The sequence below is a fragment of the Pseudomonas sp. D4002 genome, from assembly GCF_013385665.1.
Taxonomy (GTDB): domain Bacteria; phylum Pseudomonadota; class Gammaproteobacteria; order Pseudomonadales; family Pseudomonadaceae; genus Aquipseudomonas.
The window spans coordinates 36,922-61,880 of sequence record NZ_JACAPN010000048.1 but is presented as its reverse complement, the minus strand read 5'-3'; the positions used below and the strand labels follow the sequence as shown (position 1 = coordinate 61,880).

Annotated in this window: 20 protein-coding genes; 13 read left to right on the top strand and 7 right to left on the bottom strand. The window is 62.2% G+C overall.

From position 1 onward, the window contains the following. Positions 1-47 precede the first annotated feature (47 nt). Entirely contained in the window at positions 48-977 is a 930-nt protein-coding gene (locus HX824_RS29650; RefSeq protein WP_003218560.1) for a LysR substrate-binding domain-containing protein, read from the bottom strand. A gap of 280 nt (positions 978-1,257) precedes the next feature. Between HX824_RS29650 and HX824_RS29645 the strand changes: the two genes are divergently transcribed. Then, a complete protein-coding gene (locus HX824_RS29645; RefSeq protein WP_102369226.1) occupies positions 1,258-2,490 on the top strand; it encodes an MFS transporter in 1,233 nt (410 codons plus the stop codon). Here HX824_RS29645 and HX824_RS29640 read toward each other — a convergent pair. Then, entirely contained in the window at positions 2,428-3,342 is a 915-nt protein-coding gene (locus tag HX824_RS29640) for a LysR family transcriptional regulator (protein WP_177029121.1), read from the bottom strand. The two genes, HX824_RS29645 and HX824_RS29640, sit on opposite strands and share 63 nt — an antisense overlap. Before the next feature lie 114 nt (positions 3,343-3,456). Between HX824_RS29640 and HX824_RS29635 the strand changes: the two genes are divergently transcribed. The 8 genes from HX824_RS29635 (at position 3,457) to HX824_RS29600 (ending at position 13,398) form a co-directional block, all read left to right on the top strand. Beyond that, the gene (locus HX824_RS29635) at positions 3,457-4,338 is read left to right on the top strand and encodes a hypothetical protein (protein WP_008432881.1); all 882 of its coding nucleotides are present in this window, start codon (positions 3,457-3,459) and stop codon (positions 4,336-4,338) included. A 50-nt stretch (positions 4,339-4,388) separates the two neighbouring features. Then, the gene (locus tag HX824_RS29630; protein WP_087693501.1) at positions 4,389-5,615 is read left to right on the top strand and encodes a Xaa-Pro peptidase family protein; all 1,227 of its coding nucleotides are present in this window, start codon (positions 4,389-4,391) and stop codon (positions 5,613-5,615) included. Between the two features lie 389 nt (positions 5,616-6,004). After that, positions 6,005-7,630 carry an ABC transporter substrate-binding protein gene (locus HX824_RS29625; protein ID WP_177055824.1) on the top strand — a complete coding sequence of 542 codons (1,626 nt, stop codon included), beginning with the start codon at positions 6,005-6,007 and terminating at the stop codon, positions 7,628-7,630. Between the two features lie 68 nt (positions 7,631-7,698). Then, positions 7,699-8,652, top strand: coding sequence for an ABC transporter permease (locus HX824_RS29620; RefSeq protein ID WP_102369228.1), 954 nt, complete (start codon positions 7,699-7,701; stop codon positions 8,650-8,652). After that, on the top strand, positions 8,649-9,485 hold the full coding sequence (locus HX824_RS29615; RefSeq protein ID WP_003218574.1) for an ABC transporter permease: 837 nt from the start codon (positions 8,649-8,651) through the stop codon (positions 9,483-9,485). Before HX824_RS29620 ends, HX824_RS29615 begins: the two co-directional genes overlap by 4 nt. Before the next feature lie 2 nt (positions 9,486-9,487). Then, positions 9,488-11,125 (top strand): ABC transporter ATP-binding protein, encoded by a 1,638-nt coding sequence (locus HX824_RS29610; protein WP_102606017.1) that lies wholly within the window; start codon positions 9,488-9,490, stop codon positions 11,123-11,125. Between the two features lie 84 nt (positions 11,126-11,209). After that, entirely contained in the window at positions 11,210-12,379 is a 1,170-nt protein-coding gene (locus tag HX824_RS29605) for a hypothetical protein (protein WP_003218578.1), read from the top strand. A gap of 143 nt (positions 12,380-12,522) precedes the next feature. Continuing rightward, positions 12,523-13,398, top strand: coding sequence for a LysR substrate-binding domain-containing protein (locus tag HX824_RS29600; RefSeq protein ID WP_177021275.1), 876 nt, complete (start codon positions 12,523-12,525; stop codon positions 13,396-13,398). On the opposite strand, the gene HX824_RS29595 is transcribed toward HX824_RS29600, so the two are convergent. The 4 genes from HX824_RS29595 to fae form a co-directional block, all read right to left on the bottom strand. Further along, positions 13,345-14,718, bottom strand: a complete 1,374-nt coding sequence (locus tag HX824_RS29595) for an MFS transporter (protein ID WP_177023320.1) — start codon at positions 14,716-14,718, stop codon at positions 13,345-13,347. The two genes, HX824_RS29600 and HX824_RS29595, sit on opposite strands and share 54 nt — an antisense overlap. Before the next feature lie 174 nt (positions 14,719-14,892). Beyond that, positions 14,893-16,326, bottom strand: a complete 1,434-nt coding sequence (locus HX824_RS29590) for an NAD-dependent succinate-semialdehyde dehydrogenase (RefSeq protein ID WP_177051876.1) — start codon at positions 16,324-16,326, stop codon at positions 14,893-14,895. Continuing rightward, positions 16,323-17,357, bottom strand: a complete 1,035-nt coding sequence (locus tag HX824_RS29585; protein ID WP_102606526.1) for an aldo/keto reductase — start codon at positions 17,355-17,357, stop codon at positions 16,323-16,325. The genes HX824_RS29590 and HX824_RS29585 overlap by 4 nt, the downstream gene beginning before the upstream one ends. A 10-nt stretch (positions 17,358-17,367) precedes the next feature. Next, positions 17,368-17,880 carry a formaldehyde-activating enzyme gene (gene fae / locus HX824_RS29580; protein ID WP_003212394.1) on the bottom strand — a complete coding sequence of 171 codons (513 nt, stop codon included), beginning with the start codon at positions 17,878-17,880 and terminating at the stop codon, positions 17,368-17,370. A gap of 333 nt (positions 17,881-18,213) precedes the next feature. On the opposite strand from fae, the gene HX824_RS29575 reads away from it, so the two are divergent. Both HX824_RS29575 and HX824_RS29570 read left to right on the top strand, forming a co-directional pair. Further along, the gene (locus HX824_RS29575; RefSeq protein WP_008432895.1) at positions 18,214-19,464 is read left to right on the top strand and encodes a ribonucleotide-diphosphate reductase subunit beta; all 1,251 of its coding nucleotides are present in this window, start codon (positions 18,214-18,216) and stop codon (positions 19,462-19,464) included. A 52-nt stretch (positions 19,465-19,516) separates the two neighbouring features. Continuing rightward, on the top strand, positions 19,517-20,005 hold the full coding sequence (locus HX824_RS29570; RefSeq protein ID WP_003208512.1) for a DUF1289 domain-containing protein: 489 nt from the start codon (positions 19,517-19,519) through the stop codon (positions 20,003-20,005). A gap of 124 nt (positions 20,006-20,129) precedes the next feature. On the opposite strand, the gene mdeB is transcribed toward HX824_RS29570, so the two are convergent. After that, entirely contained in the window at positions 20,130-22,808 is a 2,679-nt protein-coding gene (mdeB, locus tag HX824_RS29565) for an alpha-ketoglutarate dehydrogenase (RefSeq protein WP_177055822.1), read from the bottom strand. A gap of 191 nt (positions 22,809-22,999) precedes the next feature. Between mdeB and HX824_RS29560 the strand changes: the two genes are divergently transcribed. Both HX824_RS29560 and pcsA read left to right on the top strand, forming a co-directional pair. Beyond that, a complete protein-coding gene (locus HX824_RS29560; protein ID WP_134326771.1) occupies positions 23,000-23,926 on the top strand; it encodes a class I SAM-dependent methyltransferase in 927 nt (308 codons plus the stop codon). Between the two features lie 148 nt (positions 23,927-24,074). Next, positions 24,075-24,791, top strand: a complete 717-nt coding sequence (gene pcsA / locus HX824_RS29555; RefSeq protein WP_003208507.1) for a phosphatidylcholine synthase — start codon at positions 24,075-24,077, stop codon at positions 24,789-24,791. Positions 24,792-24,959: the final 168 nt, after the last annotated feature.

Here is a 24,959-nt window from a genome sequence, read left to right as displayed (position 1 = left end):
TAAGTGGCCGTTACCGCAGCAATGGATATGTACACAAACCCCACTCCTCACCCAGCCGCCAAAGAAGGCTCCAACTGCCGCTGAGCCAACCAAATCTCCTCCTGCAACCACTGCGCAAACACCTGCAACTGCGGCGTATCCGTCTGCTCCGGTCGGGTCACCAGCCAATACGACTGATGCCCCTCCACATGCACATTCAGCACCTGCGTCAACTGCCCACTGGCCAACTCCGAAGCGACCATATGCCAATCCGCAATGGTAATCCCCAACCCATCGATCGCCGCCCGAATCGCCAAATCCAGCAGGTCAAACTCATACCCCCCCTCGATATCAACCCCACTGATCCGCGCCGCATCCAGCCAATGCTTCCACGTCAGATACCGCTGATCCTCCCGCGCCAGCACATGCAGCAGCGTCATGCGATTCAGATCAATCCCGTCACTCCACTCCCGGGCATACAACGACGGCGCACACACCGCGATATGCCGCTCCTGAATCAACAACGAGCTGTCCAACCCATCCCATTCCCCATCGCCAAACCGAATCGCACAATCCAGCGTACTGGTCTCCGCCAGGCTGTCCTGCAACCGGGTGGTAATGCTCAACTCCAGCTCCGGATGCTGCTCGCGCAAGCGCCCCAACCGCGGCATCAACCAACGATTGGTAAACGTCGGCGGCGCATTGATGTGCAGTCGATTGGCATGGGACTTCTGCTGGATACTGCGCACCGTCAACTCGATCTTGTCGAACGACTGATGCAACGCCCGCAGCAACACCCGCCCGGCACTGGTCAATTCCAGGTGATGGTGACGACGCTCCAGCAGCGCCTCGCCCAACTGTTCTTCAAGCTGGCGCACCTGGCGGCTGACCGCACTCTGCGTCACGTTCAACAGCTCGGCGGCCCGGGTAAAACTGCCGGTACTGCCGGCGACTTCGAAAGCTTTGAGGGCGTTGAGACCGGGCATTTTGCGTTTCATGGACGACACTCGGGAGCACAGGGGAAATAACCTGCACAACATACCTTTTTGTATTGGGTCAGCGGTAGCACCCCAGCCTGACAAACAATTAATCGTCGCAACCGCTGAAAGCGTCGTTTATCGCTACAGACCGTCGCTCACGAATAAATAGCCTGCGTATAACGCATGCACACTAAGACAATTAAGCATTGGTCGTCGCCAGGCTATAAACGCTAGTCTGCCGATGTACTTCCTGTAACTTCGCCCCTCTCTTTCGCGATTAACTTATCGAGTCATCGCCATGTCCAACGCACCCGTTTCATCCCGGCGAAGTATTGGCTTGCTGGCACTGGTGTTTACCGCCTGCAACGCCACCACCCACGGTTTCAGTGTGTTCCTGTATTCGGCGCTGTTGCCGCAGATCCGCCTGGCCTTTGAGCTCAGTTACAGCCAGGCCGCATTGATCGCCGCGCTGTTGCAGCTGTTCTACATGGGCGCCTCGATTGCCAGCGGCCTGGCGGCGGCGTGGATCAGCCCGCGCAATATGGTGCGCCTGACCATCGTCCTCAGCCCCGCCCTGCTGGCCCTGGCCGTCGCCACGCCGTGGGTGCTGCCGTTTGCCCTGTGCCTGGCACTGGTGTCGGCGTGCGCGGTGTCGAACTGGAACGCGATTTCGGCCCTCGCTCAAGAGGTGATCCCGACTACACATCGCAGCCGGGTGCTGGGGCTGGCGTCCTCGGGCTCAGCCTTTGCGCTGTGCTTGAACGGGCTGTTGATCGCGCTGTTGCAGGGGTTGTCGTTGCGCCAGTTCTGGCTGATCTGCGCCGGGTTGACGCTGGTTGTCACGCTGTTGACCCTGTGGGCACTGGCCCCGATCAAGCAACCGGCACCACGCGAGACCATGGCGCCGGCGCTGAATCAAGTGCTGCGCCAATGGCTGAAGTTGTGCATGGCACAACCGGTGGCAATGCAGATCGTCTTGCTCAGCGCGTTTATCGGCGCCATCAGCGGGCCGTTTCTGAATTTCCTGTCGGCGTTCGTCAGCGAGCAGCTACAGGCCAGCGCCTCCGTCACCGGCTCGATGTGGACGCTGATCGGGATCGGCGGTGTGATCGGCGGCTTGCTGCTGGGCACGCTGGCAGATCGTTGGGGGGCGTTGCGGGTGATGGCCCTGAGTATCGGCGCGTTTGGTCTGAGCATGCTCGGCTTGCTCGGGCACCCGAGCCTAGTACTGAGCTGGCTGGCGGCCGGGCTGTTCGCGCTGTTCTATTTCCCGTGTTGGGGCTTGATGGCCGCCTACGTCGGTGCCCGGCTCAGCCCGGTGCACAGCCTGCAAGTGGTGAGCCTGAGCATGGTCAGCTACGGCCTGGCGAGTGCCACCGGCAATGCCTTGTGCGGCTGGCTGCTGCAAGTCACTGGCGAATTTGCGGTGGTGCACGGCTGGATCGCGGCCTGGGTGTTGGCCAGCCTGTTATTGCTCAAGCGCATGGCCCAGCGACACACCCGCGAAGCGCTGGCCGCCCAGATGCCCTGAGTGGCCCAGTTGCCGGCGCAGAATCTCCACCAGGGCATCCACTTCCGGCACCTGGCAACCGGCTGAACGCCAGAACATCAGGCGCGCCGGGGCAATCGGCGGGAAGCCCTGGCGCTCGTCCAGAATCTGCCAGTCGGGTGGCACCAGGCGCCGCGCCATCACGCCCACCGACAAGCCCTGCTCGATCGCAATCGCAATGCCGCGCGGGCTTTGGCTGGTGTAAACCACCTGCCACGAGCGCCCGGACTGGGCCAGCGCCTGCACGGCGTTCGCACGGAACGCGCAGCCCTCGGCGTACACCGCCAACGGCACCGACTGACGCCCCACGCAACTCCAGCTGGGCGCCGCGACCCACACCAACGGCTCGTCGCACAGGTATTCCCCGCTGTGCAAACCTGCGTGTTCCACCCCCAGCACCAGGTCCAGTTCGCCCCGTTGCAGGCGCCCCACCAGGGCCGTCGACATCTCGCAGCACACATCGGGCCGTACCTGGGCGAACTGCGCCTGGAAGTCCTTGAGCATCCCGCCCAGGCAGTACTCGGCGTAGTCCTCGGGCATGCCGAGGTGGATACACACCTGTTGATTGGGCAATTGCGCGGCGCTGACGGCCTCGCTGTGCAGCTTGAGGATCTGCCGGGCGTAGATCAAAAAGGTTTCGCCACCGGGGGTCAGGCCCACCGAGCGGCTGGTACGGCGGATCAGTGGCGTGCCGACGATGTCTTCCAGGCGTTGCAGGCTCTGGCTGACGGTGGATTGGGTCTTGTGCAGGCGCTCGGCGGCCGCCGAAAACCCCTGGCACTCGATAATTGCCACAAACACTTTAAGCAGGGTGCCATCCAGTTCGCCCGACATAACTATCGCCCTCGCCGATGGATTCGATCACAACTTGTAATTTCCACTTTGCACCTCGTTCAGCAACTATCGGGTCAGCCAAAAAACACCAACTGATAGTTCCGGGAGTCTTGCATGAGCCTTCAACTTGCTGACGCTGAAGTGGGCGATATCAGCGACATTATTAATACCGAGCTGTATCCCATACATGATTCGGGCCATGTTCAATTACAGGCCCTGATCGAACACGCCCGGGCCGAACTGGCCGAAGACGGTTGCTGCCTGCTGAAGAACTTCCTGCGCCCCGCGGCGCTTGAGCAGGCGCGCCTGGAAGGTTTGGCGCTGTCGGGCAAGACGTTTTATTCGGTGCGCAAGGTCAACGCCTACTTCACCGAGGACGACACCTCCCTGCCCCACGATGACCCGCGCCGCACGTTCATGGAGCGCACCAGCGGCTTTGTGACCCGCGACATGATCGCCCCGGACGCGATCATCCACCGGCTGTACGTGTCGCCGATGATGAAACGCTTTATCGGTGCCTGCCTGAATGAGCCGGAAATCTTCGAGTACGCCGACCCGTTCGCCGGGCTGGTGATCAACGTGATGCCGGACGGCACCGAGCAGCCCTGGCACTTCGATACCAACGAATTCATCGTCAGCATGATGACCCAGAAGCCCGAGGCCGGCGGCCTGTTCGAGTACGCGCCGATGATTCGCTCGCGCACCCAGGAGAACCTCGGCGCCGTCGGCAAGGTGGTGCGTGGCGAGGACCGTTCGCGGGTGCAGGAACTGGAACTCAACCCCGGCGACCTGCAGATTTTCAAAGGACGTTTCTCGGTGCACCGGGTGACCCGCGTGGAAGGCGCCACCGAGCGCAACACGGCGATCTTCGCCTACTCCGAAAAGCCCGGAATCATTGGCCGTGCCCAGCGCACCAAGCAGCTTTACGGACGCCTGTCCGAAGCCCATCTGCAAGCCGAACGCAACCTGGTCCGCAGCGACCAGTTGCTCGACTGATTCACACCTAAGAAACCTTGAAACCGTATTTGCCCTGCGAGGAACACCCCATGAGTCTGTCCGGCCCCAACCGCAACCCCGCTGACTGCGAACCTACCCATGACGAGATCCAGCAGATCCAGTTGGACCGTCTGCAACGGGTACGCAACGAGCTGAAAAAACGCGACTACGCCGCCTGCGTACTGTTCGACCCTACCCACATGCGCTACGCCACCGGCTCACGCAACATGCAGGTTTACTCGGCGCGCAACCCGGCCCGCTATGCGTTTATCCCGGCAGAAGGCCCGGTGGTGGTGTTCGAGTTCGGCGGCTGCCTGCACCTGGCCGAAACCCTCAACACCGTCGATGAAGTGCGCCCGGCCAAAGCCATCTCCTATTACTTCTGCGAAAGTTTCCTGGGCAATGTCACCGCCGACTGGGCCGCGGAAATCGATGAGCTGGTGCGCAAATGCGGCGGCGGCAAACGCATCGCCATTGAAAGCGCCACCTCCGCTGCGGCCTTCGAACTGCAAAAGCTCGGCTATCAGATATTTGATGCCCAGGAACCGCTGGAACGTGCGCGCTGCATCAAGGTGCCGAACGAACTCAAGATGATCCGCGCCAGCCTGCGTGCCACCGAAGCCGGGGTGCGCCTGATGGAAAGCAAACTCACCCCCGGCATCAGCGAGAACGAACTGTGGTCGCACCTGCACCAGCATGTGATCGCCACCGACGGTGATTACGTCGAGACCCGCCTGCTGTCCTCCGGCCCACGCACCAACCCGTGGTTCCAGGAGTGCAGCACCCGGCCCATCGAAGCCGGCGACCTGGTAGCGCTGGACACTGACGTGGTCGGGCGTTTCGGCTACTACGCCGACTTCTCGCGGACCTTCCTGTGCGGGGAACAAGCCGCCACCGCCAAGCAGCAGGAGCTGTACAAACTGGCCTACGAGCAAGTGCAGACCAACATGGAAATGCTCAAGGCCGGGCGCAGTTTCAAGGAGTACGCGGAACTGGCCTGGAAGATTCCCGAGCATTACAAAAACAACCGTTACTTCGCCCTGGTGCACGGGGTTGGCATGACCGGTGAATACCCCTACGTGGTGCATCGCGAAGACATTGATGCCCTGGGCTACGACGGCGTGTTCGAAGCCGGCATGACCATCTGCGTGGAAAGCTACATCGGCCACGACGACGGCGGCGAAGGGGTCAAGCTCGAAGAGCAGATCTACATCCACGAACACGGCATCGAGTTGCTCTCCGACTACCCGTTCGACCCGCGCTTGTTGAAGTACTGATCGTTCCCACGCTCTGCGTGGGAATGCATCCCGTGACGCTCTGCGTCACCGTTTCGCAGAGGGGACGCGGAACGTCCGGGGCGGCATTCCCACGCAGAGCGTGGGAACGATCGGTCGGTGGGGAGCGATATGTAACATGCGTTTATAGAACGTTCCAACGCAGAATTTGTCGTTTGTCGATCTTTGCGCAAATGACAAAACTGCGGGCATCTCTAATAAAAACAACATGAGAGCTGCCCTATGTCCTGTCCCATTGCCACCCTCCCGACTTCGTTGCGCCTTGTTCTTCTGCCGGCTTCACAGCGGTCACGGTCACGCCTTCGCGGCGCTTGCCATTGACCCTTGCGGTTCAACAAAAAAACGCATATTCGCAAGTACCGGAGAGGCTTATGAAAGAGTTGACTACCCTGGACGGCGCCGCGCCGCATCCAGCCGTAAATGATCTGTGTGCCCAAGTGCAAAGCGGCGAAATCAACCGTCGCCAATTCCTGCGCACAGCCGCGCTGCTGGGCATCACCGTCGCCAGTGCCAGCACCTTTCTCGGTTCCGCACTGCTGGGCAATGACGCCCAGGCCGCCGAGCCACGCCAGGGCGGAAGCCTGCGGTTTGCCTGCGCGATCCAGGAAATCCAGGACCCGATGCTGATCACCTGGATCGAAGCCTCGAACCTGCTGCGCAACTCGGTGGAATACCTGACCTGGGTCGACGCCGACAACATCACCCACCCTTACCTCGCCGAGAGCTGGAACCCGTCGGAAGACCTCGCCACGTGGACCTTCAACCTGCGCCAGAACGTGAAGTGGAGCAACGGCGACACCTTCAACGTCGACGACGTGCAGCACAATATCGAACGCTGGATCGCCGCCGATTCCAAGTCGGTGAACCGCACCGCGTTCCAGGACATCAAGGCCTTCGAAAAAGTCAGCGAGTTCCAGTTCCGCCTGGTGCTCAAGCGGCCGATCCTGGCGATCCCGGAGATGCTCAACGCCTTCACCTGCGCCATCGTGCACCGCAGCTTCAAGGCCGGTGACGACTGGGCGAAAAACCCGCTGGGCACCGGGCCGTTCAAGCTGGTTTCATTCGCCGTGAACAAGCAGGCGACCTTCGCCAAGCGCGCCGATTACTGGGGCAAACCAGCCAACCTTGACGAGTTGCGCTACATCGACATGGGCACCGACGTGTCCACCCACCTCGCCGCCCTGCAAGCCGGGCAAGTCGACGTGCTGTACCGCGTGACGGTGGCTGAACTGGACCTGGCCAAGCGCTTGCCCGGGGCCCAGTTGCTGACCTGCAAGTCGGCGCAAACCGTGGTGATGCGCATGGCCTGCGACCAGAAGCCGTTCACCGACCTGCGCATCCGCAAGGCGGTGGTGCTGTGCGCCGATAACGCGCAGATGCTGAAGATCGCCTATCGCGGCATGGGCACCCTCGGCGAAGACCATCATGTGGCGCCTTCCCACCCCGAATATTTCCCGCTGCCCAAGCGCAACCGCGACGTGGCGGCGGCCAAGAAGCTGCTGGCCGAAGCCGGCTTCCCCAACGGCATCGACATTGACCTGATCGTCGGCAACACCCAGGGCCGCTATGAACAGGACTGCGCGCAGATCCTGCAACAGAACTGCCTGGAAGCCGGGATCCGCATCAACCTCAAAGTGATCCCTGCTGCACAGTACTGGCCGATCTGGGACAAGGCCGCCTTCAGCCTGACCTACTGGGCCCACCGCCCGCTGGGCGTAATGTCCCTGGAACTGGCCTACCGTGGCGGTGGTGCCTGGAACGAAAGCCATTACAGCGACCCGGCGTTCGATGCCGCGCTGGACAAGGCCATGGGCATCATCGACCCGAAACAGCGCGCCGTGGCGATGGAAGATGTCGAACGCATCCTGCAGGACGCCTGCGTGATCGTGCAGCCGTTCTGGGGCGACAAGTTCACCGCCGTGAGCAAAAAGGTCCAGGGCTTCCAGGTGCACCCTTCCGACTTCTACCCGATGGACAGTGTGTGGATGAGCGCTTGATTTAGCGCACGCCCTCCTCCCTGCCCGCACACGGGCAGGCATCCCTTGAACAGTCGGAGCATGCACCCATGGCTCATTTTCTGATGCGCAAGTTATTGGCGCTGGTGGCGACCCTGCTGTCGGTGTCATTGATCGTGTTCCTGGCCCTGGAACTGAATATCGAAGACGTGGCGATCAACGTCCTCGGCCCCTACTCCGCCGCCGACCAGCGCGCCGCGTGGCTGGTGGAACATGGCTACAACCAACCCTTTGTGTGGCGCTACCTGGTGTGGCTCAAGGACTTTGTCAGCGGCGACTGGGGCACCTCGGTGTACTTTCGCGAATCAGTGATCAAGCTGCTGCTGCCGAACCTTGCGCAAACCCTGACCCTGGCCGGCCTGGCCTTGCTGGTGATGGTGCCGGTGGCGTTGACCCTCGGCGTTCTGGCCGGGATTCGCCAGGGCTCGGCGCTGGACCGCCTGGTGTCGTTCCTGTCGATCGTCACCACCTCGATTCCCGACTTCGCCAGCGCGGTGTTCGTCTCCGCGATCTTTGTGTTCTGGCTTAACTGGCTGCCCGGTGTGAGCAGCATGAGCGAAGGCTTCAGCGTCGTGCAATTGGTGCTGCCACTGATGGTGCTGTGCCTGTTCGGCATCGGTTACCTGGCGCGCATCACCCGGGCCTCGATGGTGGAAGTGATGCAGGCGCCGTACATCCGCACGGCGCGGCTCAAGGGAGCGTCGACCTCACGCATTGTGCTGCGGCATGCCCTGCGCAATGTGCTGATCGCGCCGGTCACGGTGATCATGCTGTACATCCCGTGGCTGCTGTCGAACGTGATCGTGGTGGAGGTGTTCTTCGCCTACAAGGGCTTCGGCTCGCTGCTGTACACCGCCTCGCTGAACCATGACGTGTACCTGATCGAAGCCTGCGCGATGGTCAGTGCCGTGGTGGTGGGCATCACCAAGATTTTCTCGGACCTGGCCTACACCTGGCTCAACCCGCGCATCACCCTGCGCAGCCTCGGCGGAGGTGCCCAATGAACCTGCTGCACTCGTTCAAACATCCCTTGGCATTGCTCGGCCTGCTGCTGGTGGGCGGCTGGGTGGTGATCGCGCTGTTCGCACCGTGGATCGCGCCCCATGATCCGCTGGAAAGCTTCACGCCCTTACTGACGCCAATGACCGTCGGCGACAACGGCCAGAGCTTCCTGCTGGGCACCGATATGATTGGCCGCGACATTCTCTCGCGGCTGATCTGGGGCACCCGTACCGTGCTGTTCTGGTCGATCCTCGCCACGCTCACCGCGTTTGCCGTGGGCATCGCCATGGGCCTGTGCGCCGGCTACTTCAACGGCTGGGTCGACAGCGTGCTGTCGTATGTGGCCGACACGGTGCTGTCGTTCCCGGTGCTGGTGCTGTACATCGTGATCATCATCGCCCTCGGTGCTTCGGCGCTGAATATCCTGATTGCGGTGACCTTCACCAGCGCGCCGGCGATCTTCCGGATCATGCGCGCCCTGACCATCGATATTCGCTCGCGAGACTACGTGCTCAGCGCCATCACCCAGGGCGAGGGCTCGCTGCGGATCATGCTGGTGGAAATCCTGCCCAACTGCGGCGGGCCGCTGATTGTCGATTTTTGCCTGCGCATCGGCTACACCGCGATCATGATCGGCGCCCTCGGCTTCCTGGGCCTCGGGCTGCCGCCGCCCACACCGGACTGGGGCGGCATGATCAATGACGGCCGCGCCATGGCCATCGCCTTCCCGCACCTGGTGATCTTCCCGTGCATCGCCATCTCCACCCTGATGCTGGGCCTGAGCCTGTTGGCGGACGGCCTGGATGAACACGCCCAGAAAGGCGCAAGGAGTTGAGCATGAACCACACGCAAGTACTGCGGGTGCAGAACCTGTCCATCGAATTGCCCGCCGGCGCCGACCGCAGCCACGCGGTGCAAGGCATCAGCCTGGAAGTGCGCAAGGGCGAAATCCTCTGCGTGATCGGCGAGTCCGGCTCCGGCAAGTCCGTGCTGTCGGCGGCGATCATGGGCGACTACGCCAAGGGTTTGCGGCATACCGAAGGCGTGATCGACTTCCTCGGCGATGACATTTGCACCCTCGACGAGGAGCGTTTGCGTCAGCTGCGGGGCAACCGTATTGCGATGATTTTCCAGGAGCCCATGGCGGCGCTTAACCCGGCGATTCGCATTGGCAAGCAAGTGGAAGAGATCTTCGATATTCACGCACCGCAGATGCCGGCGGCGGAGCGTCGCGAGCGCATGTTGGCGCTGCTGGAATCCACCCAACTACCGGACCCGCCACGCATCGCCAACAGCTTTGCGCACCAATTGTCTGGCGGCCAGTGCCAGCGAGTGGTGATTGCCATGGCGCTGGCGATGAACCCGGACCTGCTGATCGCCGACGAGCCCACCACGGCGCTGGACGTGACCACCCAGGCGCAAGTGCTGAAGCTGGTGCGCGAGCTGCGCGGCCGCGGGCAACACGGCATTCTGTTTATCACCCATGACTTCGGCGTGGTGGCGCAGATTGCCGACCGTATCGCGGTGATGGAAGGCGGCCGGCTGGTGGAAATCGGCGAGCGCGACCAGGTGCTGAATGCCCCGGCCCACGCCTACACCCGCAAGCTGATTGCGGCCGTGCCGGCGCTGCACCCGGAGCTGCACAAGCCGAGTGCCGACGGCGAGCTGGCATTGCGCATCGAGCACCTGACCAAGACCTACACCGTCGGCGGCAGCTCGGTGGCGGCCTTGCGCAATGTCTCGCTGCAACTGCCACGGGGCAAGACGCTGGCGATTGTCGGCGAGTCCGGTTCGGGCAAAAGCACGTTGGTGAAAGCCGCGATCCGCCTGGTGGACAGCGACAGCGGCCACGTATGGGTCGGTGACACCGACTTCCTGGCCCTGCGCGGCTCGGCGCTGGCGGCGAATCGTCGGCGCATCCAGATGATTTTCCAGGACCCGTATGGCTCGCTCAATCCTCGGCACCGGGTGGGCGACATCATCGCCCGCGCTGCGCAATTGCGCGGGTTGTCGGCCAAGGATGCGTGGGCTGAAGCCGGTGATTTGCTGGAACAGGTGGGCCTCAAGCGCGACGCCCTCAAGCGCAAGCCCCGGCAGTTCTCCGGCGGCCAGCGCCAGCGCATCGGCATCGCCCGCGCCCTGGCGATGCGCCCGGAAGTGTTGATCGCCGATGAGAGCGTGTCGGCCCTGGATGTCTCGGTGCAGAAACAGGTGCTGGAACTGCTGGCCGAACTGCAGCAGCGCCTGAACCTGAGCATCCTGTTCATCACCCACGACCTGCGGGTGGCGGCGCAGATCAGCGACTACATCGCGGTGATGCGCCAGGGCGAAGTCGTCGAGTACGGCACTGCCGAGCAAGTGCTGCTGCGCCCCCGGAACACCTACACCCAGACCTTGCTGGCCGCCGCCCCCGGCGCCTCGGAGCTGCCCGCCGCCGGCCCGCCGCTGCGGCTGATTCGCCCGCAAGCGCACTGAGTCAACCCTTTACCCCGCGTCGCAGCGTTCGTTGCGGCAAGGGGCTGCTGTTGCCAAAAAATAACTAATAACGAGAGTAAAACCATGCGACCAACCTTCCGTTACATCGCTCTGGTCCCTGTGCTTGGCGCCCTTGCGGCACCGGCCATGGCCATTCAAGTCACCGACAACCTCGACCTCGGCGGCGCCGTGCGCGCCCGTTGGGACTACGACCCGGATCGCGACATCCAGAAGTTCGGCCTCGACACCGCGTACCTCAGCGCCAAGTACAACTCCGACACCTGGATCGGCGAAGCGCAGTACCGTTTCTACGGGCGCTCCTACCCGTACCAGTACACCAAGAACTACGGCGATATCCAGTTCGCCAAGTTCGCCTGGGTGGGCTACAAGTTCAACCCCGACCAGCAGGTGCAAGTGGGCCTGAACACCGTGCCGTTTGGCTTGCAGCCGTACTTCGGCAGCACCTTCTACGAAACCCTGGGCAACGTGATCGGCCTGGAAGATGTGCAGCAGGTGGGCGCCAAGTACATCCAGCAAAGCGGCGACTGGAACATCCAGGCCGGTTACTACCTGCGCCCGGCGTGGCAAGGCAAAGGCACGAGCAAGGGCGTGACCTACTCCAGCGTGATCTCCGAGGCCGACAGCTACGTGGGCGACGGCAGCAACAACCAGGAACGCAACACCGTGGTGGTGCGGGTGGCCAAGGCCATGGACCTGGGCGGGTGGAAATCGGAAGTCGGGCTGTCCGGCCTGACCTCCACCCTGGAGAACAAGGACACCAACGACGATGGCCGGCGCAACGCGGTGGCGATCCACTACCTGGGCAAGAACGGCCCGTGGGGCGTGCAATTGCAGGCGGCACGCCAGCAGATGTCACCGCGCAACCCGGGCACCGACAGCGTGGTGACCCTGGGCGGGTATGACGGCACGTTCAACGTGGCCAGCCGCGGCAATCTGTATGTGGCGGATTTGAGCTACGACGTGGGTGGCAAGTACCTGTTTGACCAGGTCAGCGGTGTGAAGCTGTATGCCAACTACAGTGCGTTTGACAAGTCCGAGGATCAGTTCAAGACTTCACAGCGGGTGATCCTGGGCACGTCGTTTTCGGTGAGTAAACTGTGGGTGGCCACGGAGTGGTTGATCGGCAAGAACGATCCGTATATTGGTGGGAGCAGCTATACCGAGAGCTTGGGGGCTGGGGGGAGTAACCAGTGGGAGAATCAGTTGTATATGAACATTGGCTACTACTTCTAAAATAGGCGGCGTCTTCACTGACGCCTTCGCGAGCAAGCCCGCTCCCACATTTTGACCGCGGCGCCGATCAAATGTGGGAGCGGGCTTGCTCGTGAAGAGGCCGCCAAAAACACCATAAAAACAACAGGTGTGGAATCCATTTCATGCGCCAACTGCCCTCCCTCAACATGCTCCGTGTCTTCGAAGAAGTCGCCCGCCACCGCAGCTTCAGCCAAGCCGCCGTGGGCCTCAACGTCACCCAGGGTGCCGTCAGCCGCCAGATCAAACAACTGGAAGACTACCTCGGCGTCGCCCTCTTCATCCGCACCCCCCAGGGCCTGTCCCTGACCGAAGCCGGCTTCGCCCTCTCCCCGCACCTGAGCGACGCCTTCGACCATATCGAGCGCGCCCTGCACGCCGTGCGCGTGCCCAACCTGCGCCAGCGCCTGCGCATCGTCGCCCCGCCCACCTGGGCCACCCGCTGGCTGTCCGCCCACCTGCGCAGGTTTTGCGAGCGTTACCCGGACATCAACCTCAGCGTCACCCACCAGAACACCCACGCGAGCCTGGCGGAAATCGACTGCCAGGTCCGCTTCGGCCTGGAAGCGGCCACGCAGTGCAGCAGTGAACTGTTGGTGATGGAACGCCACATCGCCGTCGCCAGCCCGGAACTGTTCAGCGACGGTCAGCCACCCGACCTGCGGCGCTTTCCGCTGCTGCACATCCTGCACGACGGCAAGCGTTTGCAGGTCTGGGAGAACTGGCTGGCGGCCATGGGCCGGGAAGATATCGATGCAGGCCAGGGCCTGGAATTCAGCACCCTGGACCAGGTGATCCACACCGCCCTGGCCGGTGGTGGGTTGGCGGTGATCGACCGGCAGATGATCGAGCGTGAACTGGCGAATGGCAGCCTGCTGCCGATCACCCCGGTGGAGGTGATCGGCCCGTATGGCTATTGGCTGGATGTGGCAAGTGACAAGCAGGGTTTATCCAAGGTTCGGTTGTTTACGCAGTGGTTGAACCGGGTGAGCAATCCCTGACACCGCAGGCTCGGCCTTGCACGCCTGGCTCAACGTCAACGCCTTGGTTTCCGGCGCCCAGGCCCAGGAGATGATCGCGCCCAGCACCAGGATCGCGGCGAGGATGCCCATGGTCGGGCTCAGGCCGATCCCCGCTACGCTCACCGGCAACAGGAAGGTACTCACCGCCGAACCCAGGCGGCTGACGGCTGTGGCAAGGCCGATGCCGCTGGCCCGCACTTCGGTCGGGAAGCTCTCCGCCGGGAATACGCCCACCAGGTTGCTCACCGCCGACAGCACCAGGGTGAAGACGCCGAACGTCAGCACCATCAACCACGCCATGCTGCCCGGCAATACCGCCAGCAGGAACAGCGCCGCCGCCAGGATGATGAACGAGTTGATCAGGAAGCCGCGCCGGGAGAATTTCACGGTGCACCAGATGCCGATCAAGGCGCCGATGATCAGCAGCAGGTTGAGCATCAGCTCGGTGCCAAAACCTTCGGCCAGGCCCATCTTCTGCAGGATAGACGGCAGGAAGGTGTAGATGGCGAAGTACGGCATCACGATGCACACGAAGAACAGGCAGTTGAACGCGGTGCGCTTGCGGTATTCACGGCTGAACAGCACGCCGTAGCCGGAACGGGTTTGCCTCGACGGTTCTTCATCGAGGACCACGTGTTCGCCGAGGTGTTTCTTGACGATGGCTCGGGCCTCGGCAATCCGGCCCTGGTTGATCAGCCAGCGCGGCGATTCGGGCGTGCCGATGCGCGCGATCAGGATCAGCCCGGCAGGAATTGCCGACGATGCGAGCATCCAGCGCCAGGCATCATCGCCGAGGCTGAGCATGGCGGTGCCGACAAAGGTCGCGGCCACGTAACCAACCGTCCACACCACGCTGAAGGAGCCCAGCAGTACCCCGCGATGTTTCCTGGGTGAGAACTCGGCAAGCATCGCGTGGCCGACGCTGAAGTCGCCGCCCAGGCCGATACCGATCAACACCCGACAGAGGAACAGCCCCATGGCGGTTTCGGCGTAAAACTGCATCACCGAGGCAACGGTGATCAGGACGAAGCTGACCAGGAAGATTTTCTGCCGGCCGAGGGTGTCGGAGATCCAGCCAAAGAACAGGCTGCCCATAAACAGGCCGATCAGGGCCGAGGCGCCGATCAGGCCTTGCCAGAAGGCGTCCAGTTGCATCTGTGGGCTGAGCAAGGTGAAGGCAATGCCGATCAGGCCGAGGATGTAGCCGTCGGTGAAGTGGGCGCCGAAGGTCAGGCCGGCGATTTTAAGGTGGAAGCGACCGATGGGCAGGTCGTCGATTTTGATGGGTTGAGTGGACATGGTGTTCTCCATATTTTTGTTCTTGACGGAGTAACAGCGGGCAAGCCCATTTCCCTGTGGGAGCGGGCTTGCTCGCGAAGGCGGTGTGTCAGTCAATGCATGTGGTGGCAGGCCCACCGCTTTCGCGAGCAAGCCCGCTCCCACATTGGATCGGTGTTGTTTGGGAGAGTGGGGTCAGAGACCGCCCATCAACAGGTATTTGATCTCCAGGTAATCCTCCAGGCCGTACCTGGAACCTTCACGGCCCAGGCCCGACTCCTTGATCCCGCCAAACGGTGCGACTTCGGTGGAGATGATCCCTTCGTTGATCCCGACCATGCCCGCTTCCAGGCCTTCGGCCATACGCCATACGCGGCCGATGTCGCGGCTGTAGAAGTAGGCGGACAACCCAAACGGCGTGTCATTCGCCCGTTGCAGCACTTCGGCTTCGTCCTTGAAGCGGAAGCAGGCCGCCACCGGGCCGAAGGTTTCTTCCTGGGCAATGAGCATCTCGCCGTGGGCTTCGGTGAGGATGGTCGGTTCGAAGAACGTCCCGCCCAAGGCATGGCGACGGCCGCCGCACAGCAGCTTGGCACCTTTCTCGAGGGCGTCGCCGACGTGGGCTTCAACCTTGGCCAACGCGGCCGCATTGATCAGCGGGCCTTGTTCGGTTTCGCCGTCCAGGGCGCTGCCGACGCGCATCGCAGAGACTGCTTCGGCCAGCTTGCGGGTGAACGCATCGTACACAGCGTCCTGGATGAAGAAGCGGTTGACGCAGACGCAGGTCTGCCCGGTATTGCGAAACTTGGAAGCCATGGCGCCTTTGACGGCAGCGTCCAGGTCGGCATCGTCAAACACGATAAAGGGTGCGTTGCCGCCCAGTTCCAGGGAGACTTTTTTCAGGGTGTCGGCGGCCTGGCGCATCAGCAGCTTGCCGGTGCGGGTGGAGCCGGTGAAGGACAGCTTGCGCACAATGCTGGAGGCTTGCAGTGCGCCACCGATGGCCACGGCATCGCCGGACACGATGTTGAACACGCCCGCCGGAATCCCGGCCTGTTCTGCCAACACCGCCAGGGCAAAGGCCGACAGCGGGGTTTCTTCCGACGGTTTGAGAATCATCGTGCACCCCGCCGCCAGCGCCGGGCCAACCTTGCGGGTGACCATGGCCAGGGGGAAATTCCATGGGGTGATCGCTGCGACCACGCCGATGGCTTCCTTGGTCACGATGATGCGGGCGTCGGCCTTGTGGCTCGGGATCACGTCGCCATAGGCACGCTTGGCTTCTTCGGCAAACCATTCGAGGAAGCTCGCGGCGTAGACCACTTCGCCCATGGCTTCGGCCAGCGGCTTGCCCTGTTCCAGGCTGAGCAGGTGGGCCAGGTCCTTCTGGTTGCTCAGCATCAACTCGCTCCAGCGCTTGAGGCGCTGGCTGCGCTCCTTGGCGGTGAGCTTGCGCCAGGCCGGCAACGCGCGGTTGGCGGCGGCAATGGCTAGGTTGGTTTCTTCAGCACCGGCGCGTTGTACTTCGGCGATCTGCGCACCATTGGCCGGGTTGCGCACCGGGTAGACCGGCCCACCGCTGGACCATTGGCCATCAATGAAATTGCCTGTGCGAATCAGCGGGTTCATGCCACGGCCTCTATCAGGTTAAAACGGTCCAGGCCCGGACGGGCGCTGCGCAAGATGCGTTTGCCGGCGGTGTAGTCGTTGATCACATCGCACGGCGTGTAGTTGCGTTCCAGCTCGTGCAGTTCTTCGGCATCCAGTTGGGTGTCGAGGGCTGCAAGCGCGCTATCAAATTGTGCGGTGGTGTCGGCGCCCACCAGCATCACGTCCACACCCGGATGATTGGCCACCCAGGCCTGGGCAATCTGTGCGTTGGACACGCCACGGGCACGGGCCACACGTTGCACCGAGTGGGCGATGTCGAACGACGCCTGGTCGCTGTACATCTGCTGGGTGAAGAAGTCGGTCTGGTTGCGGGTCGACTGCACTTCGCCGGTGAGCAAGCCACGGGCCAGCGGGCTGAACACCGACACGCCCAGGCCCTGGTCGCGGCAGAACGGGATCATCTCGCGCTCTTCCTCGCGGTAGGCGCAGTTCAGTTGCAGCTGCATGTTGATCGGCTTGACCCAGCCGTTGCGCTCGCAGGCCATGAGGATTTTTGCCAGTTGCCCGGTGAGCATGGTCGACACGCCGATGTAGCGCGCCTTGCCGGAACGCACGATGTCGTTGAGGGCGCCCATGGTTTCTTCCACCGGGGTGTTCACGTCGAAGTAATGCAGCATGAACACGTCGACGTAATCCATGCCAAGGCGGCTCAGGGAGGCGTCGATGCTGTCCATGATGTGCTTGCGCGAATGGCCGCTGGCATTGATGCCGCTGCGGGTGCCGTAGCCGACCTTGGTGGTGACCACGATGTCTTCACGGCGCGCAACGCGCTTGAGGATGCGCCCGACCACTTCCTCGCCGACGCCTGCGGAATAGAAGTCCGCCAGGTCGATGAAGTTGACACCGTTGGCCAGGGCATGGGCAACGATGGGTTCGCTTTGTTTCTCGTCGAAGATCCACGGTTTCCAGTCCGGGGTGCCCATGTTCATGGTGCCCAGGCACAGGCGCGAGACTTGCAGGCCGGAGTTGCCCAAACGGATGTATTGCATGGGAATGTCCTCAGGCTTTTGGCGTGTAGAAAGGGTTGCTGATGTGGTTGACCACATCCGCCAGTTGCGCGGTGTGCGGCAAGCCTGTGAGGGCGGCGCGGATCGCAGTGCGGCAGGCGTTGTAGTTGTTGAGGTAGACCGCATCCAGGTCGTCGCAGGCCGGGTTGACCCAGTTGGCGGTGACAATCGCCCACTCGTCCTCGGCTTCCGGCGGCAGGGTGCCGTCGAGCAGGGCTTCGAGCACCGCCTTGGCGATCCCGGCCTGGGACGCGCCCCAGGTGGCATTGCCGTGCAGGTCGCTGCCGATGGCGGCCTTGTTGACGTAGAGGGTCATGGGTTTGACCGGGATGTTCGGCTGGGCAATCACCATGAACGGGCAATGGCCCTGGCTTGGCGACGCCAAACTGTTGGCAAACGCCTGGCCGGCCGGACCGTTGCGCGGGCCGATGAGGATGTTGATGTGGGCAGCATTGACGCCTGGGCCTTCGAAGCCTTCGCCGATGTACAGATCAAGTGCTTTCATTTCGCAAACGCTCTTTTTTGTTATGGGGAGCTGGTTGGCGAATTTTTAGCACTGGCCCGGGTAGCGGCCGTAACCATTAAAAGTCATGGGGCTGTGAGTTTTAGTCATGGCCCTGCGACCATCGGCCTGGTCTTGTGCGTTGACCATCGTTGTTACACCCCATATAGTGTGCCCACAAACACAGACAACCACTACATAGTGTGCAAGAACGCTGAACACCGACCACACTATGCGCAGTATTTCAATGCCTTGAAGCCTGCAAAACGCACATTTTTGAACACGCTGGGTGAATCGAAGCCCACGCCGTCAGACGGACCACGAAGGAGCAATTCAATGCTGAGTTGGGATGAAGCAGATCAACCAGACACCGGTGACGTAGTCATCCGGGGCGCCAACGCCGGCCACGCCACCGAAGCCAACATGGACCGCCTCGACGGTGCCGGCGCTGCCGCCGCCCTTGAAGCCCGCAACGTGACCGCCAGCGACTCCGCCGCGATCATCCGGGCCAAGGCCGCCCTCGACAAGCTCGACGTCGCCGAAGGCCTCGCCGAACTCGAAGGCTCCGCCGCCCGCGTCGCCGTTGACGAAAAGCGCATGATCAACTGCCGCGCCGACCTCAACCAACTCGTACCTTTCAAGTACGACTGGGCCTGGCAGAAGTACCTCGACGGCTGCGCCAACCACTGGATGCCGCAAGAGGTCAACATGACCGCCGACATCGCCCTGTGGAAAAACCCGGAAGGCCTGACCGACGACGAGCGTCGCATCGTGATGCGCAACCTCGGCTTCTTCTCCACTGCGGATTCGTTGGTCGCCAACAACCTGGTATTGGCCGTGTACCGCCTGATCACCAACCCGGAGTGCCGCCAGTACATCCTGCGCCAGGCCTTCGAAGAAGCGATCCACACCCACGCCTACCAGTACTGCATCGAATCGCTGGCCATGGATGAAGGCGAGATCTTCAACATGTACCACGAGATTCCATCGGTCGCCAAAAAGGCTGCCTGGGGCTTGAAGTACACCCGTTCGATCTCCGATCCGAAGTTCGAAACCGGCACCGTTGAGACTGATAAAGAGCTGCTGCGCAACCTGGTGGCGTACTACTGCGTACTGGAAGGTATCTTCTTCTACTGCGGCTTCACCCAGATCCTGTCCATGGGCCGTCGCAACAAAATGACCGGGGTGGCGGAACAGTTCCAGTACATCCTGCGGGATGAGTCGATGCACCTGAACTTCGGCATCGATGTGATCAACCAGATCAAAATCGAAAACCCGCACTTGTGGGATGCCGAGATGAAGGAAGAAGCGACCCAGATGATCCTGCAAGGGACTCAGCTGGAGATTGAATACGCGCGTGACACCATGCCACGCGGCGTACTCGGCATGAACGCCGCGATGATGGAGGACTACCTCAAGTTCATCGCGAATCGTCGTCTGTCGCAGATTGGGTTGAAGGAAGAGTATCCAGGGACGACTAACCCATTCCCGTGGATGAGCGAGATCATGGACTTGAAGAAAGAGAAGAACTTCTTCGAGACCCGTGTGATCGAGTACCAGACTGGCGGCGCGCTGAGCTGGGATTGATTTAAAGCGGCCCCTTCGGGGGCCGTGTTGTTTCACCTGTCGATGTTTTTTTATGCCCAATCAAACCATCAAGACCCCCTGCGTCGGCCTGTGCTCCACCGTTTACGGAGACCTGGTATGCCGGGGCTGCAAGCGCTATCACCATGAGGTGATTCAGTGGAACGGCTACAACGCCGAGGAGAAACAGGCGGTGTGGCTGCGCCTGGAACAACTGCTGGTGCAGGTGATGACCAGCAAGCTGCAGGTACTGGACCCGCAGCGCCTGCGCCAGCAACTGGAAGACCGCAAGATCCGCTTTGTGCCCCACCAGTCGCCGTATTGCTGGGCGTACCAGTTGATTGCCCGGGGCGCGCGGGTGATTTCGAAGCTGGATGCGTATGGGTTGGCGCTGTTGCCGGAGTTTCGCGAGCGCAATCTGGCAGATTTGCGGGATGCGATTGACCGGGAGTTTTTCCTGTTGTCCGAGGCGCATTACGAGCGGTATATCGCGCCGGGGTTTCTGCGGGAATCGTTTGGGGCGCCGTTGATAGCCAGTATTTAGACAACCACACAGAACCAGTGTGGGAGCGGGCTTGCTCGCGAAAGCGGTGTATCAGTTGCCGGATATATTGACTGACACACCGCATTCGCGAGCAAGCCCGCTCCCACATTTAGATCTTTGTCGCTCAGGAGGTCCAGGACGGCTCGCGATCGGTCTGCACCCCATAACGCTCTATCGCCTGCTGGCAAACCTGCCTGTCCAGACTCCCCTGCTCCACCAACGCCGTCAGCGCCGCCAGCACGATGTGATGGCGGTCCACCTCGAAGAAATCCCGCAACGCCGCCCGGGTATCGCTGCGACCAAAGCCATCCGTCCCCAGCACGGTGTAAGCCGAATCCACGTACGACCCAATCATCTGCGGCACCGCCCTTACATAGTCAGATACCGCCACCACCGGCGCGCCCTTGGGCAAACACTCCGCCAGGTGGCTGCGCCGCGCCGGCTGTTGCGGATGCAGGCGGTTCCAGCGTTCCACGTCACGGGCGTCCCGGGCCAGTTCGCTGAAGCTGGTGACACTGAACACTTCAGCGTCAACCTGCCAATCCTCCGCCAACAATTGCGCCGCTGCCTGGGCTTCGCGCACCAGCGTGCCGGAGCCGAGCAACCGGACCTTGCCGCCAGGCTGCCCGCTCAGCCGGTACATGCCTTTGATGATCGCCGCTTCGACGCCTTCCGGCAGGCTCGGCTGCGGGTAGTTTTCGTTCATCAGGGTCACGTAGTAGAACTCGTCCACATCGTGCTCCAGCATCTGGCGCATGCCATGGTCGAGGATCACCGCAAACTCGCCGGCAAACGCCGGGTCGTAGGCGCGGCAATTGGGCACGGTGGCGGCCATCAGGTGGCTGCTGCCGTCCTGGTGCTGCAAGCCTTCGCCACCCAGGGTGGTGCGCCCGGCAGTGGCGCCCAGCAGGAAACCTCGGGCACGCTGGTCGGCGGCGGCCCAGATCAGGTCCCCCACGCGCTGGAAACCGAACATCGAGTAGTAGATGTAAAACGGCAGCATCCGCAGGCCATGCACCGAATAACTGGTGGCGGCCGCGACCCAGGAACTGATGGCGCTGGCTTCGCTGATGCCTTCTTCAAGGATCTGCCCGTCGGTGGCTTCGCGGTAGCTGAGGATCGAGCCGATGTCTTCGGGCTCGTAGCGCTGGCCGACGCTGGAATAGATGCCGATCTGCTTGAACAGGTTGGCCATGCCGAAGGTGCGCGCTTCGTCGGCGACGATGGGCACGATGCGCGGGCCGAGGGCCTTGTCCTTGAGCAGATTGGTCAGCATGCGCACAAAGGCCATGGTGGTGGACATTTCCTTGCCCTCCGCCTGGGTGGCAAACGCGCCGTAGCCCGACACCGGCGGGACACTTACGGTGGGTGCCTGCTGGCCACGGCTCGGCACATACCCACCGAGGATGGCGCGGCGTTGGTGCAAGTACCGCATTTCGAGGCTGCCTTCAGCGGGCTTGTAGAAGCTCAGGGATTCGGCCTGTTCATCCGACAGCGGCAACTGGAAGCGATTGCGGAAGGCGATCAAGGCCTCGCGGTCGAGCTTCTTCTGCTGGTGGGTGGTCATCTTGCCCTGCCCGGCCTCGCCCATGCCAAAGCCCTTTTTGGTCTGGGCCAGGATCACCGTGGGTTTGCCGGCGACCCGGCGCGCCGCGTGATAGGCCGCGTGGATCTTGACCATGTCATGGCCGCCACGCTTGAGCCGGTCGATCTGCTCGTCGCTCAGGCCCTCGACCAGTTTGGACAGCGCCTCGCTCTGGCCGAAGAAATGTTCGCGGTTGTAGGCGCCGTCCTTGGCGGCGAAGGTCTGGAACTGTCCGTCCACCGTCTGCGACAAGGTGCGTACCAGCGAGCCGTCGGCGTCCTTGGCCAGCAAGGCGTCCCAATCCGAGCCCCAGACCAGCTTGATCACGTTCCAGCCGGCACCGGCGAACAACGCCTCCAGCTCGTCGATAATTCGCCCGTTGCCACGCACCGGGCCGTCGAGCCGTTGCAGGTTGCAGTTGACCACCCAGGTCAGGTTGTCCAGGCCTTCACGGGCGGCCAGGGTCAGCGCCGACATGCTTTCCGGTTCGTCCATCTCGCCGTCGCCGAATACGCCCCATACGTGGCGGTCGGTGGTGTCCTGCAAGCCGCGGTGTTGCAGGTAGCGCATGAACCGCGCCTGGAAAATCGAGCTGATGGGGCCAATGCCCATGGACCCGGTGGGAAATTGCCAAAAGTCCGGCATCAACCACGGATGGGGATAGCTGGACAAACCTCGGGCGCCCGCCTTGCCGGCACCGATTTCCTGGCGATAGTGGGCCAGGTCGGCCTCGCTCAGGCGCCCTTCAAGGAAGGCGCGAGCATAGATGCCGGGGGCGGAATGTGGCTGGTAGAACACCAGGTCGCCGCCAAAACTGTCGTTGCGGGCACGGAAAAAGTGGTTGAAGCCCACCTCGAACAAATCCGCCGCGCTGGCGTAGCTGGCGATATGCCCGCCCAGTTCGCCATAGGCCTGGTTGGCGCGCACTACCATGGCCAGGGCGTTCCAGCGCACCACTGAGGCCAAGCGTTCTTCGGTGGCCAGGTCGCCGGGAAACGGCGGTTGCTGCTCCACGGCGATGCTATTGATGTAGGGCGTGCCATGCCGGGGTTTCCAGGCGATGTGCGGCGCGCCGCCGGCATCCGCCAGCATGTCGAGGATCTCCCGTGCGCGCGCCGCGCCGGCGTTGGCCACCAGGGAGGCCAGGGCATCGCGCCATTCGGCCAGTTCTTCCTGGTCCATCGCTGTCTGACTCACTGCACTCGCGAAACCGTTCATGGGCACCTCCGGGCTTTTTTTCCAGTTTATGTCGGTGCCAAGGGATTTTTTGACTGTTGTGCGCCGCCTCTCGGGGCCTTTTGAGCATAAATCACTGCCAATCAGCAAATTCAAAGCACGTTGTGCTTCAACTCCCGAACACCCCGCAATTGTGTTTAAAATGCCGCCCGCTCAATGACCGACGTTGCCCGATGAACCCAGACGCACTCGCCACCCTGCACACCCATTTGCTGAACGCCCTGCAAACCGTCCCCGCCGAGACCCGGCGCCTGTTTCACGGGCGTGGCCGCTGCTGGCCGGGCCTGGAGCAACTGACGGTGGACTGGCTGCAAGGCGTGGTGCTGGTCTCGCTGTTCAAGGAGCCAGAAGCCACGGAGCTTGAGGCCTTGAAGCAGGTGCTGATGCAGATCGACTGGCGGTCATTCGGCGCCCATACCGTGGCGCTGCAACACCGCTACCTGCCGCAAAGCACCACCGAATGGCTGCTGGGCGAGGTGGTCGACGAACTGACCATCACCGAAGGCGGCCTGCGCTACCTGATCGACCTGGGCAAAAAGCAGAACAGTGGGCTGTTCCTCGACATGCGTTACGGCCGCAACTGGGTACGCGAACAGGCTCATGGCCTGCGGGTGCTGAACCTGTTCGCCTACACCTGTGGTTTCTCCGTGGCGGCCATCGAAGGCGGCGCCGAGCATGTGGTGAACCTGGACATGGCCCGAGGCGCCCTGAGCCGTGGTCGTGACAATCACCGCCTGAACGGCCACGACCTGAGCAAGGTGACGTTCCTCGGCCACGACCTGTTCAAGTCGTGGGCCAAGGTCACCAACAGCGGCCCGTACGACCTGGTGATCATCGACCCGCCCTCGTTCCAGAAAGGCAGTTTCCTTTTGACCAAGGACTACCAGCGGGTGCTGCGTCGCCTGCCGGATTTGCTCACGGCCCAGGGTACGGTGCTGGCGTGCATGAACGACCCGGCGTTCGGCGAAGACTTCCTGATCGACGGCGTAACCCGCGAAGCGCCTGGCCTGCGCTTTGACCAGCGGCTGGAAAACCCGCCGGAATTCCCCGATATCGACCCGCAAAGCGGGTTAAAGGCGCTGGTGTTTCGTCAAGGCTGATGCCGAAACGTCCTGCGCTTGCTACGCTTAACCTACGCCGGGTGGTGAACCTTATCCCACCCTTCCCGGTCGATACCTGCACACTCTGGCCAGATTCGACGGTGCTACCCCGTCGGCTGCCCTGTTTCACCTTTTGGAGAACGCCCCTGTGATATCGACCCTGCATGTAGCCCGTCTCAAGGCCTGGGGCGCCCATGGTTTTACCGCCACCGGCGTGGTGCTGGCCTTCCTGGCCACCCTGGCACTGCTCGACAACCAGCCCAAGGCTTGCCTGCTGTGGCTGGGCCTGGCCTTGATCGTCGATGGGGTCGACGGCTCTCTCGCGCGACGGGTGAATGTGCAAACAGTGCTGCCAAGCTTCGATGGCTCGGTATTGGACCTGGTGATTGATTACCTGACGTACGTGTTTATTCCGGCGCTGTTTATCTATCGCTATATCGCCCTGCCGGACTTCACCCCGTTGTTTACGGTGTCGGTGATTCTGGTGTCGTCGCTGTTCTGCTTCTGCAACGTCAACATGAAGAGCAAGGACAACTACTTCGTCGGCTTCCCCGCCGCATGGAACGTGGTGGCGCTGTGCGTCTATATCATCCAGCCGGAAGCCTGGGTCACCTTGCTCACCGTGATCGGCCTGGCGTTGCTGACCGTGACGCCGATGAAGTTCCTGCACCCGTTCCGGGTCAAGCGCTTCATGCCGATCAATATTGCCGTGACCACCATCTGGTTGCTGTGCAGCCTGCTGCTGGTGATCGACTTCCCCTACACCAATCGCCTGACCCTGGGCCTGTGGTTGCTGATGTCGGCGTACTTCCTGGGGATCTGCATCTGGCGGACCGCACTGGAGTGGGTCGAAACACATAAATAGCCAAGCGGGCACGGTTAAAATGTGGGAGCGGGCTTGCTCGCGAATGCGCAGTGTCAGTCACCGGATAGAGTGGCTGATCCACCGCATTCGCGAGCAAGCCCGCTCCCACATTGGGAATGCATCCCGTGACGCTCTGCGTCACCCTTGCGGCAGCAGGACGCGGAGCGT